Origin of the sequence: Halopolyspora algeriensis (assembly GCF_003337235.1) — a bacterium.
Classification (GTDB): Bacteria; Actinomycetota; Actinomycetes; order Mycobacteriales; family Pseudonocardiaceae; genus Haloactinomyces; species Haloactinomyces algeriensis.
The window spans coordinates 32,745-46,135 of the sequence record NZ_QPJC01000008.1; the positions used below are offsets into that span (position 1 = coordinate 32,745).

At 68.8% G+C, this 13,391-nt stretch carries 16 protein-coding genes; 10 read left to right on the top strand and 6 right to left on the bottom strand.

Features of this window, described 5'->3' with window-relative positions; genetic code table 11:
• Positions 1-12: 12 nt before the first annotated feature.
• From DFQ14_RS13270 to DFQ14_RS13295, 6 genes are all read left to right on the top strand, one after another.
• Entirely contained in the window at positions 13-261 is a 249-nt protein-coding gene (locus tag DFQ14_RS13270) for a type II toxin-antitoxin system Phd/YefM family antitoxin (RefSeq protein ID WP_114453719.1), read from the top strand.
• Complete coding sequence (locus DFQ14_RS13275) at positions 258-674, top strand: type II toxin-antitoxin system VapC family toxin (protein WP_114453595.1); 417 nt, start codon at positions 258-260, stop codon at positions 672-674. Before DFQ14_RS13270 ends, DFQ14_RS13275 begins: the two co-directional genes overlap by 4 nt.
• A 240-nt stretch (positions 675-914) precedes the next feature.
• Positions 915-1,244, top strand: coding sequence for a PadR family transcriptional regulator (locus DFQ14_RS13280; RefSeq protein ID WP_114453596.1), 330 nt, complete (start codon positions 915-917; stop codon positions 1,242-1,244).
• Between the two features lie 262 nt (positions 1,245-1,506).
• Complete coding sequence (locus DFQ14_RS13285) at positions 1,507-1,845, top strand: DivIVA domain-containing protein (RefSeq protein ID WP_114453597.1); 339 nt, start codon at positions 1,507-1,509, stop codon at positions 1,843-1,845.
• A gap of 4 nt (positions 1,846-1,849) precedes the next feature.
• Positions 1,850-2,332, top strand: a complete 483-nt coding sequence (locus DFQ14_RS13290) for an SRPBCC family protein (protein ID WP_114453598.1) — start codon at positions 1,850-1,852, stop codon at positions 2,330-2,332.
• Positions 2,325-2,906, top strand: coding sequence for a DNA-3-methyladenine glycosylase I (locus tag DFQ14_RS13295; protein ID WP_114453599.1), 582 nt, complete (start codon positions 2,325-2,327; stop codon positions 2,904-2,906). The genes DFQ14_RS13290 and DFQ14_RS13295 overlap by 8 nt, the downstream gene beginning before the upstream one ends.
• Positions 2,907-3,060: 154 nt before the next feature.
• Here the strand turns inward: DFQ14_RS13295 and DFQ14_RS13300 are convergent, their stop codons facing one another.
• Positions 3,061-3,852: an enoyl-CoA hydratase-related protein gene (locus DFQ14_RS13300; protein WP_257233690.1), complete on the bottom strand. Its 792-nt coding sequence runs from the start codon at positions 3,850-3,852 to the stop codon at positions 3,061-3,063.
• 485 nt (positions 3,853-4,337) lie between these two features.
• On the opposite strand from DFQ14_RS13300, the gene DFQ14_RS13305 reads away from it, so the two are divergent.
• From DFQ14_RS13305 to DFQ14_RS13315, 3 genes are all read left to right on the top strand, one after another.
• Positions 4,338-4,505 (top strand): DUF3117 domain-containing protein, encoded by a 168-nt coding sequence (locus DFQ14_RS13305; RefSeq protein WP_114453600.1) that lies wholly within the window; start codon positions 4,338-4,340, stop codon positions 4,503-4,505.
• 153 nt (positions 4,506-4,658) lie between these two features.
• The gene (locus DFQ14_RS13310; protein WP_246195527.1) at positions 4,659-6,242 is read left to right on the top strand and encodes a leucyl aminopeptidase; all 1,584 of its coding nucleotides are present in this window, start codon (positions 4,659-4,661) and stop codon (positions 6,240-6,242) included.
• Positions 6,243-6,252: 10 nt separating this feature from the next.
• Positions 6,253-7,425, top strand: a complete 1,173-nt coding sequence (locus tag DFQ14_RS13315; RefSeq protein ID WP_246195526.1) for an MFS transporter — start codon at positions 6,253-6,255, stop codon at positions 7,423-7,425.
• Positions 7,426-7,571: 146 nt separating this feature from the next.
• Here DFQ14_RS13315 and tatB read toward each other — a convergent pair whose 3' ends face one another.
• From tatB to sigE, 4 genes are all read right to left on the bottom strand, one after another.
• Positions 7,572-7,988 (bottom strand): Sec-independent protein translocase protein TatB, encoded by a 417-nt coding sequence (gene tatB / locus DFQ14_RS13320; protein ID WP_114453602.1) that lies wholly within the window; start codon positions 7,986-7,988, stop codon positions 7,572-7,574.
• 107 nt (positions 7,989-8,095) lie between these two features.
• Entirely contained in the window at positions 8,096-9,568 is a 1,473-nt protein-coding gene (locus DFQ14_RS13325; protein ID WP_114453603.1) for a S1C family serine protease, read from the bottom strand.
• A 167-nt stretch (positions 9,569-9,735) separates the two neighbouring features.
• Entirely contained in the window at positions 9,736-10,512 is a 777-nt protein-coding gene (locus DFQ14_RS13330; RefSeq protein ID WP_114453604.1) for a zf-HC2 domain-containing protein, read from the bottom strand.
• A complete protein-coding gene (sigE, locus tag DFQ14_RS13335; RefSeq protein ID WP_114453605.1) occupies positions 10,509-11,120 on the bottom strand; it encodes an RNA polymerase sigma factor SigE in 612 nt (203 codons plus the stop codon). Before sigE ends, DFQ14_RS13330 begins: the two co-directional genes overlap by 4 nt.
• Before the next feature lie 221 nt (positions 11,121-11,341).
• Between sigE and DFQ14_RS13340 the strand changes: the two genes are divergently transcribed.
• Entirely contained in the window at positions 11,342-11,977 is a 636-nt protein-coding gene (locus DFQ14_RS13340; RefSeq protein WP_246195525.1) for an O-methyltransferase, read from the top strand.
• 49 nt (positions 11,978-12,026) lie between these two features.
• Here the strand turns inward: DFQ14_RS13340 and DFQ14_RS13345 are convergent, their stop codons facing one another.
• Positions 12,027-13,166, bottom strand: coding sequence for an Mrp/NBP35 family ATP-binding protein (locus DFQ14_RS13345; protein ID WP_114453606.1), 1,140 nt, complete (start codon positions 13,164-13,166; stop codon positions 12,027-12,029).
• Positions 13,167-13,391: the final 225 nt, after the last annotated feature.

Genomic DNA, 13,391 nt, shown 5'->3' on the forward strand with positions numbered 1-13,391 from the left:
GAGGAGATGATGATGCACTGGCAGGTTCAGGAAGCCAAGCAGCGCTTCAGTGAAGTACTCCGCTGTGCTCGAGGCAGTGGAGCCCAGTTCGTCAGTCGTCACGGCGAGGATGTCGCCGTCGTTCTCGACATAGCGGAGTACCGGCGGCTCAGCGGTGACGACTTCAAGAGTTTTCTGAGGTCGGGCCCTTGCTTCGACGATCTGGAAATCACCCGCTCTGCTGAGTTGCCGAGGGATATCGACCACCTGACTGAGACATGAGCTATCTTCTCGACACCAATGTCGTTTCCGAGTTGCGTCGGCGGTCACCGGATCCCGCTGTGCTGTCCTGGCTCGAATCGGTGGCGGCCGATCAGCTCTACCTGAGCGTGCTCACGGTGGGTGAGATCAGTCAGGGGATCGCTCGATTGCAGCGCCGTGATCCTTCGCAGGCCGCACAGTTGCAGCACTGGCTGAGTGAACTCAGGTCCTTCTACCACGATCGGATCGTGCCGATCACTGCCGAAGTCGCCGATCGATGGGGGCGACTCGGCGCTCCCGACCCGGTTCCCGTGGTGGATGGGCTGTTGGCTGCTACTGCGATGGTGCACGGTTGGACCCTGGTAACCCGCAATGTTGCCGATGTGCGCAAGATCGACGTGGCAGTGCTGAATCCGTTCGAACCGGCCGGGTGAGAAAGGGTTCCGGAGGAACACAAGGCAAAGATCATCCCATCGAGGGTCGGTGTGCCGGATCTTCCGGATGCGGTTGCGCGCGCAGTGGCGATGATCCCTCGTCCGTGGGGATCCGAGCGTCGATCGTGCCCCCGAAAGGATCAGTGATGCAGCGCACACTGATTGCGCACCGAATGAGGCCCCGAGGTCCTTGCGAGACGGCCGTGACAGTGACTGCCGCTACCCGTAGAGTCGCTACCCGTGAAAGCTGACGCCCTGCGAGGTCACCTGGACGGGCTGCTGCTGGCCACCCTCGATGGCAGGCAGCTCCACGGCTACGCGATCATCGAGGCGCTGCAGCAACGCAGCGGTGGTGCCGTCGACCTGCCCACCGGCACCGTCTACCCGGCATTGCGCCGACTGGAGCGAGCAGGCTATGTGCGCAGCGAATGGAGCACCGTCGGAGGGCGCCAGCGGCGCACCTACCGCCTGACGGAGTCCGGTGCGGGCACTCTCGATGCCGAACGGCGTGCCTGGCGGGAGTTCACCACCGCGATCGGCGGCGTGCTCGGCGTGGCCGCCGCAGTCTGAGTGCCTGTCTTTGATTTGGCTCTTTCGCTCGGGTGATCAGCCTGGGCAGGGTGACCCGCTCCGGCGTTTCAGGCGGATGCATTGCAAGGCAGTAGGCCACGTGGCGTAGGTGGCTACTCGATGTGGCCTGCAACGCCGCAAGGCGCCGCCTGAGACGGCGGTTCAGCAACCACCTGACCAAGTTCCAAGATGGGCTCTGAGCAACGCCCGGAGCGCCGCGGTGGTATCCGTACCCCCGACGGTCCGTGCCAGGATCTGACACGTGGCTAGTGCGCTGATCTACCTCGTCGTCATACTCGCGGTGGCCGCGGTGGTCTACCTGCTCGCCTCCCTGGTCTTCGGCCGCGGTGAGGAACTGGAGCCGTTGCCGCCGGGAGCGACCCCGACACGGCTGCCTGCCTCGGACATCGAGGGTGCCGATGTGCGCGCGCTGCGGTTCCAGCAGGTCTTTCGCGGGTACAAGGCTTCCGAGGTGGACTGGGCCCTGAACCGGTTGGCCGGAGAGCTGGACGAGCTGCGCGGCAGGGTCGCGATTCTCGAACGCCAGCTGGACGCGGCGGACGAACAGCACCTGCGACCACCCGCCGACGGAAAGGACTGACGACATGGGCACTGCCGAGGTGCGGCGGAGCGTACAGGTCCCGGAAGCGGCCGAGGTGGTGTGGGCCGCCGCGACCGACTGGCCCGGACAGAGCGAGTGGATGTTCGGCACCGAGGTGCATGTGATCCGCGGTCACGGTGCGGGCCCGGGGTCGGAGCTGGCCGCATTCACCGGGCTCGGCGGCATCGGTTTCCTGGACAGGATGGAGATCACCGAATGGGAACCGCCGCTGCGCTGCGTCGTTCGCCACACCGGTCCCCTGGTGCGCGGGACGGGGGGTTTCCGGGTCGTGCGCAGTACCGAGGCCGGCTCCACCTTCCTGTGGTGGGAGCGGTTCGAGTTGCCCACGGTCGGTTCCCTTGCCTGGCCGCTGGTGCGCCCCGGTTTCGAATGGGGCCTGCAGAAGTCGCTGGAGCGGTTCGCGGCCGTGTGCTCCCGATACCGACACGGCCACCACGGCAGTGCGGAGGACCACGGTGGTGAGTGACGCCGACCGCGTCGTGCTCGGTACCGACGGCCGGGCGCGATGCCCTTGGGGATCGGGACCTGCCGACTACAGCACGTACCACGACACCGAGTGGGGCGTGCCGTTGCGTGGCGAGCAGGAGCTGTTCGAACGGATCAGCCTGGAGTCGTTCCAGTCCGGGCTGTCCTGGCTGACGATCCTGCGCAAGCGGGAAGCATTCCGGCAGGCCTTCGCCGGATTCGATCCCGGCCGGGTGGCGGGCTTCGGCGATGAGGACCGCGAGCGGCTCCTGTCCGATGCCACGATCGTGCGCAACCGCGCCAAGATCGACGCGACGATCCGCAATGCCCGGGCGCTGCTCGAACTGGATCGGTCACTGGACGAGTTGCTCTGGTCGTTCGCCCCGGACGCCGGCAACCGGAAGCGGCCGGTGACGATCGCCGACGTGCCCGCCACGACACCGGAGTCGGAAGCCATGGCCAAGGAGCTCAAGCGCCGAGGATTCGTCTTCGTGGGGCCCACGACCTGCTACGCGCTGATGCAGGCCACCGGCATGGTCGATGACCACCTCACCGACTGCTGGCGCGCGGAGTAAGGGCTCGCGCGATGGGCTTGCGCCGTGGTGCGGTGCCGGAGACTCGGACCCACCGATGGGCGGCGGTGCCGGACGCTCGGGGGGAAGGCGAGCGGCATGCACCGCTTGCTCGGAGGTCGGCACGATCGCGGCGGGTGCTTGCGCACCCGCCGCGTCACCGGCCGGTGAACTCGGGGGTGCGCTTGTCGATGAAGGCGGAGACCGCTTCCCGGTGGTCGGCAGTGTTTCCCGCTTCGGCCTGTGCCCCCGCTTCGACGGCAAGCGTCTCGTCGAGCCCTTCGGCCGCCGCGGCCAGCATCGTCTCCTTGATCCGTGCGTATGCGCTCGTGGGACCGGTCGCCATGCGCGTGGCCAGCTCGGTGGCGGCGCCGGCGGCTTCCCCGGCGGGCACGACACGGTTGACCATACCGATGCGCAGGGCTTCGTCGGCGGCCACCGGCTCGGCCAGCAACAGCATCTCCATCGCACGGCCATACCCGATCAACCGGGGAAGCGTCCACGACGCGCCGGAGTCCGTGGACAGGCCGACATTGGCGAAAGCCATCAGGAACTTCGCATCCTCCGAAGCCACCCGCAGGTCGCAGGCATAGGACAGCGATGCTCCGGCTCCGGCCGCGGTGCCGTTGACCGCGGCGATCGTCGGTTTGGGCATGGTGGTGACAGCACGGATGAGCGGGTTGTAGTGCTCCTCCACCGTCCGAAGCGGGGCGGGGTCACCGGACTCCAGCTGGGCGACGTGCTCCTTGAGATCCTGCCCGCCGCAGAAGGCCTTCCCCGCCCCGGTGATCACCACGGCGCGCACCGAGTCGTCGGCTGCCGTGTCCCGCAGGGCCTCGATGAGCCGCTGCTTGAGTTCGACGGTCAGCGAGTTGAACGCCTCCGGGCGGTTCATCGTGATCCGCCGAACACCGTTGGCATCTTCGATCAGCAGTACATCGTCGGACACGGGCAGCCCTTTCGTCGATGGTGGCGAGCGCGGCCGGGGTCGGCAGCGCGTCGTCGGCACCGGATACCGTGGTGTGCGTCACGACCGTGGTGGCCGAGATGCCCCCACGGTAGCCGGATTTCCTCGCTGAGCGGAACGTGTGGCGGGATACTCCAGAGTGGACGAGGTGTTCGCGTCGTGCGAGATTCGTAGCGTGGCACGGGTGTGACGGCGTGTGCGGGCTGTTCGCCGTCGGCGAGGGACGGTTCCGTGTCCGGTGATCGAGTGCCGGCCACACTCGCGCACCGGCTTGCTCACACGACCGAAAATTCCGAGCGAGCTCGTACGGCGGCCGAGTTCGCCCCACTGCCGATATCGGACCAGCGCAACCCGGACACGTGTTGATCGGCTCGGTTTCGCGGCCGCATCCGGATGGGGGAGAATGGTCCGGGACCAACTGGTTGTGGCGACCAGTTGGTGGGAAGAGTTCACGGAGGGAGCACGCTATGGCGGCCATGAAGCCCCGGACCGGTGACGGTCCCCTCGAGGTCACGAAGGAGGGACGCGGAGTCGTGATGCGCGTCCCACTCGAGGGCGGTGGGCGCCTCGTCGTCGAAATGACGATGGAGGAGGCCACGAATCTGGGTGAAGCCCTGGACTCGGTCACTGGCTGAGGTCGCCGCGAAGCGGTCACCGACCACGTCCGATCGGCTGAAGTGTTCGGGCCCGGCACTCGACGGTGGTGCCGGCGTCCTCGTCCGTCGGCAAGCACGGACGTGTGCCGCAGCGCAGTCGTAGGTATTCGCAATGAACAGAAAGGTGACGTGGTGCCCGGTTCTTCAGTGTCGGCGTCGGCCGAGGACTCGGTCCTGCCCGTGATTCCGACATCCCTGGTCGAGGTGGATGTGGTCGAACAGCGGCGCGAGGGCGTGCCCACGGCGGTGTCGGTACCGGATGTGGACGGTGCGGCCGACCTCGCTGCCGCCGCAGCAGCCTTCGGTGTGGACACCGCCCTGCTGGAAGCGGTGGGCGCGAAGAGTTCGGCCGGTGAGGTCTGCACCGTGCCGCTGGCCGACGGGGCATTCGGCTGGACGGTCGGCTCGGGCTCCGGTGAGCCGGTGCGTTGGCGCCAGGTCGGTGCCGGACTTGCCCGGGCGATCCGCGAGCGTCTCGGTGAGGGCGGGGGCGGCGGCTCCGCACCGGAGGACCTCGGAGACGCGCTGGATTCGGAGTATGTGCAGGTTCGGTTGCCCGACGGCGTCGATGCGGACACGGTCGCGGCGCTGACACTCGGCCTGTCCCTGGGTGGCTACCGGTTCCGCGTGACCGCCACGCCGACGCCGCCCCGGCTGCGCAAGGCGCTGCTGGTCGCTCCGGAAGGGGCCGACGTCGCGGCACTGCGCGAAGCGGTGGGACGCGCCCGTCAGTGGGCTTCGGCCACCGCGCTGGCCCGGGACCTGGCCAACGCGCCGTCCAACGTCAAAGATCCGGAATGGTTCACCACCACGGCCGCGCAGCTCGCGCGTGCCGTACCGGGCCTGGAGGCGGTCGTCCGGGACGAGAAGTGGCTTGCCGATCGCGGATTCGGCGGGATCCTGGCGGTCGGTGGCGGCTCCGCGCGGCCACCGCGCTTGCTGGAACTGTCCTGGAACCCGGATCCGCAGGACTCCGGTGCGGACCCCTCATCGCCGCACATCGTGCTGGTCGGCAAGGGCATCACCTTCGACACCGGAGGCATCTCGATCAAGCCCGCCGAGGGTATGGAACTCATGCGCACCGACATGGCCGGCGGCGGCGCGGTGATCGGGGCGATGCTGTCGATCGCACGGAGCGGGCTGCCGGTCCGGGTGACCGCCCTGGTGCCCTCGGCGGAGAACCACGTGTCGGGTTCGGCCTACCGGCCCGGGGACATCGTGCGTCATTACGGCGGCACCACCACCGAGGTCGGCAACACCGACGCCGAGGGACGCATGGTGATGGCCGACGCCCTGGCCTACGCCGTGCGCAGGCACGAGCCGGACATGCTCGTGGACGTGGCGACGCTGACCGGCGCGATGAAGGTCGCTCTCGGTCTGCGGACCGGCGGCGTGCTCAGTACGGATGCGCGGCTCGGCGAGCGGGTGCGCGCGGCGGGCGACCGCGCGGGTGAGGCATGGTGGCCGATGCCGTTGCTCGACGACCATGCCGAGGATGTGCGCAGCGACATCGCCGACGTGCGGCAGACCCCGCCGGGGCCGGGCGGGGTGACGGCGGGGCTGTTCCTGCGGGAGTTCACCTCGGGGCTGCCGTGGGCGCATCTGGACATCGCCGGGCCCGCCCGTGCCGACAAGCCCCATGCCGAGGTCGTCGCCGGCGCCACCGGGTTCGCCGCGCGCACCCTTGTCGAGTTCGTGGCGGGCTTCGCCGAGTAGTCGCAGCATCGTGGACAGTGACGCGGGCCGGATACGCAGGATCAGGTTCGCGTCGCTGACCGGTGCTCTGGCCCTGTTCGCACTGCTCTACGCACCGCAGGCGGTGTTGCCGCAACTCGCCACGGAGTTTTCGGTTCCGCCCGGGACCGTGGCGTTGCTGATCTCGGCGAGCACGCTCGGGCTGGCGCTGGCCGCCGTCCCGCTGGGAACCCTGTCCGAAGCGCTCGGGCGCCGCCGGACCATGATCGCGTCCCTGCTGATCGCCGAGGGGATCGGTCTGCTCCTGCCGTGGGTGCACCACTTCGCCCTGATGGTCGGTGCGCGCCTGGTGCAGGGTGCGGCTGTGGCCGGCCTCGCCACCGTTGCCGTCGCCTATCTGGCCGACGAGGCCGGGGGCAGGCATCTCGGCAGCACGATGGGGCTCTACGTGGCGGGGACCACGATCGGCGGGATGTCCGGCCGCATCGTGTGCGGAGTGGTCGCCGACTTCGCCGGGTGGTCCGGCGGGATGCTGGCCGTGGCGCTGCTGGCCGGTGTGTGCACGGTCGCGTTCGTGATGTTGCTGCCCGCCGACAGCCGCCGCAGCAGACAGCCGTGGAAGTGGCGCCCGCTGGTCGAGGGGCTGCGCAGTGCCGCGAGCACCCCGGTGCTGTACGCGCCGTACCTGGTGGCCGCACTGGGGATGGGTGCCTTCGTCACGGTCTACAACGTGCTCGGTTTCCGGCTGATCGGGCCTCCGCTGATGGTGCCACCGGCGTTGGCTGCGCTGGCTTTTCTCGCTTATGCGGCGGGTACGGTGACTTCGGCGGTCGCCGGTCGGGTGGCCGACCGTCGGGGACGTTCCCCGGTGCTGCTGTGCGGGTTGTCGATCACCGTTGTCGGGCTGCTGGCGATGCTGAGTGAGCAGTTGGTGCTGATCCTGCTGGGCCTGGTCGTGTTCACCGGCGGGTTCTTCATGGCTCATTCGGTGGCCAGTACCTGGGTCGGCGCTCGGGCGCCGGAGTCGGCGCGAGGTCAGGCGTCCTCGCTGTACCAGTTCTGCTACTACTCGGGGAGCAGTGTCGGTGGCGTGGCCGGTGGCACGGCCTTCGCCGCCTGGGGATGGACGGGGATGACGGCGCTGCTGTGCTGCTGGCTCGCCGTCGCCGCCGGGGGTGTGGTCCTCGCGCGCGGCGCCACGTGAGGGAGAGATTGTCTTGCACCTTGGTCGGGTGGTTGCTGAAGCGCCGGAGCCGGTTGCTTTGCCCGGACTGATCCCTCGAGCGAAAAACCGATCAAAGGCAGGGAACTGAGCAAGTTCCCCTGTCCGTGCCGGCGAGGCAAGTCGTACTACGTGGTGTCGGCGTCGAAGGGAGGCCGTTCTCCGGGGTTCAGCGATTGCCGGCCGGTGTTGTCGGAACTCGGGGGATCGGACGGGCGGCTGTGCCCGTTGCCGTGGTGGCGGGACGGCCTGTCGTTCGTGATGCCGTCGAGAGGGTTCTCCCCGTCGAGCAGGTGTTTGCTGACCGCCCTGCGGGGATCGAAGTCGCGGATGCCGCGCAGGTCCTCCAGCGGCTTGCGCAGGTCGTCGAATTCCGGCCCGAGTTCGGAACGCAGTTGCTCGCGGGCGCCCGTGGCGTAGTCCCTGACCTGCCGTACGGTCCTGCCCAGCCACGCTGCCGCCGAGGGCAGTCGTTCCGGCCCGAGAATGAACAGACCGGCGATGACGAGGACGAGGATCTCCCCCCAGCCGATGCTATCGAGCACCTCGACTCCTCCCGGGTCGTATCCGGCCGCAGAACCACGGTGGATCCAGCGTACCCACCGCACGAGGACGCACGGAAACGAATCGTGCTCGGGTGTCCCCGGCGGTGCTACCGGAGTTCGGCGTCGAGTACGAGTTCACGGCCGCCGCGGACCACCGTGATCGGCACGGTCGTGCCGAGTCGGTGCTTGTGCACGGCCACGACCAGCTCGTTGGCGCTGTTGACCTGCCGGTCCCCGACCTTGATGATGACGTCGCCCTCCGCGATCCCCGCCGCTTCGGCGGCGCTGCCCTGCTGCACGTTCTGAACCTGGGCACCGCTGACCGTCCCGTCGGTGACCGATTTGGCATTCACACCCAGCTCGGGGTGCCGGACCTGACCGGTGCGGATGAGCTGCTCGGCCACCCGGCGCACCTGGTCGATGGGGATGGCGAAGCCGAGACCGATCGACCCGCCCTGGCCGTCCGTCCCGAGAGTGCGGATCGCGCTGTTGATCCCCACCACGGCGCCGTTGCCGTCGACGAGGGCTCCGCCCGAGTTCCCCGGGTTGATGGCGGCGTCGGTCTGGATGGCATCGATGACCGCGTTGGTGTCGGTACCCTCCCCGGCCAGCCGCATCGGGCGGTGCGTCGAACTGACGATGCCACTGGTGACCGTACTCTCCAGCCCGAGCGGCGAGCCGACGGCGATGACCTTGTCGCCGACGGCGAGGTCGGCGGAGGAACCGAGTTGGGCCACGGTGGGATTGGCCACCTCGACCTTCAACACGGCCAGGTCGGTCTGCGGGTCGCGCCCGACGATCCGTGCGGGCACACGCGTGCCGTCGGAGAAGACGGTGAAGACCTGCGCGTCCGGCGTGCCCACCGCCATGGAGATCACGTGGTTGTTGGTGACGATGTAGCCGTTGCCGTCGATGACCACTCCCGAACCGGTACCGCCCTGAGCCCCCAACCGGACCTCCACCGACACCACGGAGGGAAGGATGCGCGAGGCGACGGCGGCGACGGTCCCGGACGGGCGATCCACTCCCGGTTCGACCTTGGCCAGGGTCACATCGGGGTTGGTCAGCGGGTTGCCCTCCTCGGCGGTGATGCGCCCGATGAAGCCGCCGACGACGGAGACGAGGAGCGCCACGGCTGCCAGCGCAGCCAGGGCACGCGGACGCACCCTCCGACCGAACAGCACTTCTCGTGTGCTCAGCAGGGGGCCGGGCACCGGCTCGCGATGCTGCTCGGAGCCCTCCCGGGCCAGAGCCGGGGCTCCGACGACCGCCTCGGCAGTCGGATTTCGCCAGGGGTCCCGATCGCCGCTGTGGCTCCAGAAGAGGTCCTCGTCCGGCGAGGCCTGCTCGGACGGTTCCCGGTCGCCGGGTGCCCGCTGCAGTACCTCACTGCTGCCCGGGGGGCGGCTGAAGGCCTTCTCCAGTGCTTCCGGTGGAGGCGGGGTGTATTCGAAACCCTGCTGTGGAGGTGTGTCGCGCCCGCGTGGATCGAAACTGCCCTCGACGCCTTCGGGACGGCGGAACGCCGCCGACTGTTCCGGATCGTGTCCCTGCGCGGACGTCCTCGGCTGCTCGCTCATCGCTCCCCGGGCATGTGCGCGTATCGACCTTGGTCACTGCCATGTGAGTGGACCACACGAACGGGCGTCGGTGTGCGGCGGCGTGTACCGGTGTCATGGCCCACTTCGTCCCATTTTGCCGGTAGTGGCGTGAAGTTCCCGTTGGAGCTGCTGTGTCCGTCAGGAGATCAAGGGGCCGGTGGCGGCACCGGGGCGGAAGCGGAGCTCGGCTCGACGTCGGGGCCTGCCGATACGTGCACGGCCCCGGTGGGCGGCGGGGATGTGGCCGACGGCCCGCTCGGGGTGACGGCTTGTGTGGAAACGGGGACGACGGCGTCGTCGTGCGGGGTGTCCCCACGGGGAAAAGGCCGGGGCACCGTGGTCATGGTGCCGTGGGAGTCCTCTGCGGGAACGTTCATGAAGGTCAGGGCCCCGAGCACGAGACCGGAGAACACGACGCTCGCACCCTGCTTGGTCCGGCGCCCGTGCCCTTTGGCTTGGGGTGGATGCTCCGAAACTCGATCGCCGCCGTCGCCACCGATCGGAGTGCCTCCTCCGAGCGGCGATCTGCCACTGCCCAGTCGGGTGCTCGATCCCCGTGCGGGATCGGCGGGTCCGCTGTTCTGCGCCGCATCGGTGCGTTCGGCGCCACGGCTGTCCCGGGTCACCAGCCGGCCGCCTTCGGTGAGGGCGAGCTCGTCCGGTTGCTCGGGCAGTTCGGTTTCCGAGGGGATGGACTGCAGTGTTCGCAGGAACTGCGGCGACATCGACGGTGTGTCCGCCGCGCGAATCGCCGAGCGCGCCTGCCGCTGAGCGGCCGCGTCCGCCCTGCAGGTCGCACATCCCGCGATGTGCGCGGCCGCACGATCGTAGGCGTTCGGGGTCAGCTCGCCGTCGACGAAGGCGACGAGCGCGTCCAGCGCAAGGTGCTGTTCGGATAGCCCCCACCTACGCAGTGCGCTCATGTGGACTCCTCCCGTGCGTTCTCTCGGCGGGCTGCCAGGCCCGCCTTGAGCAACTGCCGCCCACGATGGATCCTGCTGCGTACGGTACCCAGCTTCACGCCGAGGGTGGCACCGATCTCCTCGTAGGACAGGCCCTCCACGTCACAGAGTACGATCGCCGCCCGGAACTCGGGAGCCAGATCGTCGAGTGCCGCCTGCAGGTCCGGATCCAGATGGGTCTCGTGGAACACCTGCTCCGGACTCGGTCCCCGCCCGGGAATGCGGTCGGTGTCCTCGGGAAGACCCTCCATGCGCAGCCGCGACCTGCGGCGGGCCATGTCGAGGAACAGGTTCGTGGTGATGCGGTGCAGCCAGCCCTCGAAAGTGCCGGGTCTGTACGAAGCCAGGGACCGGAACACGCGGATGAACGTCTCCTGGGTCAGATCCTCGGCATCGTGCTTGTTGCCCGCGAGCCGGTAGGCCAATCGGTACACCCGGTCGGCATGGTCGCGGACGACTTCCTCCCAGGTCGGAGGTGTCCACGCGGTCTCCTGCGCGGGGACGGTGGTGTGCTGGTCGGTGTCGGCCGTCGAAGTCGTCGGCTCCGTCGCGGGTGTGTGGGTGGCCATGTGACGAGAAGGCACCTCCCGTGGGGCTTTACCCCGGAGAACGTTGTGCCGGCTGCTTGTGTTCCCGGCGCTCCACGAGACGCCGTTGGGGGCCGGTCCCTGACACGCTCAGTGTGCTTCGTGTTCGTGAGGCAATCGTGAAAGCGGGCTGAGAGCAACCTGAGAATCGATTTCGCCGTGGATCTCCCCGTACGAACCCCGTGACGATAGTCTGTCGCACCGTGTTACCCGAGATACCGACCCACAACGATCCCGCAGGCCGGGAGCACGCCGGGGATCACGGCGCCGACAGCGGTGAGGCTGCGGTCGGCGGCGAGTACTCGGGTGGTATCGGCCCAGAATCCCTGCCCGTTTCCATCGGGGCGGCGCTGCGGTTCCTGGCGGCGGTACTGCAAGCCAAGGCGGTGGTCGAGATCGGCACGGGATCCGGCACCACTGCCCTGGCCATGTTGGAGGGGATGGCCCCCGACGGGGTTCTGACCTCCATCGACCTCGATCCCGATGCGCAACGCGTGGCACGGGCCACGCTCGCCGAGGCAGGGGTGGCCGGGAGCCGGACCAGGCTCATCACGGGAGTGGCCCGCGACGTGCTGCCCCGGCTCACCGAAGAGGCCTACGATCTGGTGTTCGTCGATGCCGTGAAGCAGGAGTATCCCCACTACCTGGAAGTCGGGACGCGGCTGCTGCGGCCCGGGGGAGCACTGGTGTTCCGTGGCGTCGTACCGGACCGTGACCCCGGCGACCCGGAGCGGTGCCATGCCGCACGCGAGCTCACCCGGGCCGTGCACGCGGACACGAACCTGGTCCCGCTCGTACTGCCCATCGGCGAGGGGCTGCTGACCATCGCCCGGACGTGAAGAGTGCTGTGCGGGCCGCGGTTCACCGACCGTCGCCCGTGGAGAGCGCTCAGGCCGGCGACACCGACAGCAGTTGCCCGGCGAGCCCGCGGGCACGGGTGGAGAGCTTCTTCGCGACGTCGCCGAGCACCGCTCCCGCCGGGGACTCGGGGGCCTCCAACACCAGTGGCAGGCCGCTGTCGCCGGCCTCCCGCAGGCGCGGATCGAGCGGAACCTGACCGAGCAGCGGCACGTCGGCACCGACGGAACGGGTCAGTGAATCGGCGACGATCTGACCGCCGCCGGAGCCGAACACGTCCATCCGTTGCCCGTCGGGCAACTCCATCCAGGACATGTTCTCCACGACACCGGCGATCCGCTGGCGGGTCTGCATCGCGATCGCGCCTGCCCGCTCGGCGACCTCGGCGGCTGCCTGCTGCGGCGTGGTCACGACCAGGATCTCGGCATTGGGCATGAGCTGTGCGGTGGACAGCGCCACGTCACCGGTGCCGGGAGGCAGGTCCAGCAGCAGCACGTCCAGATCGCCCCAGAAAACATCGGACAGGAACTGCTGCAGCGCCCGGTGCAGCATGGGACCGCGCCACACCACGGGGGTGTTGCCCGGGGTGAACATGCCGATGGAGATCAGCTTCACGCCGTGCGCCTGCGGCGGCATGATCATGTTCTCGACCTGGGTGGGCTTGTTCTCCGTACCGAGCATCCGGGGCACGGAGTGCCCGTAGATGTCGGCGTCGACGACACCGACCGACAGGCCTCGCTGAGCCATCGACACGGCCAGGTTGACCGTCACGCTGGACTTGCCGACACCGCCCTTGCCGGATGCGACGCAGTACACCCGCGTCATCGAGCCCGGCTCGGCGAACGGGATGCGGGGCTCCTCGGCGTTGCCCTTCAGCTGCTTGCGCAGTTCGGTGCGCTGCTCGTCGCTCATCACGTCGAGCTCGACGGAAACCGAGCGCACACCCTCGAGCTGCGAGACGGCGGAGTCGACCCGCTGGGTGATGGTGTCCTTCATCGGGCACCCCTGCACCGTGAGGTACACGCCGATCTCGACGTCACCGGCATCGCCGATGGATACGCCCTTGACCATGCCCAGCTCGGTGATCGGTTTGTGGATCTCGGGATCCTCGACCTGGCTGAGGGCCTGACGAACGGCCTCTTCGGTGGGGGCGGGCTGCGTAGTGGTCACGGTTGTGGGACACCGACCTTTCCTGCGCTTGCGGTCTCCTCACCATGCTACGGACATCAGGGGCACGCTCACATCGTGCCTCGCGGCGTGGTGGCCTTCGCTTCGGTGAGATGGCGGGTGACGGACGGTGCGGACGGCGCTGTCGGGCCGTGCCCACATCTGCGTACGTGGAACTCCCGCGGATCGGAAGCGGGGCTCCCGATCTCCTCGTAGGCTCGCCGTCAC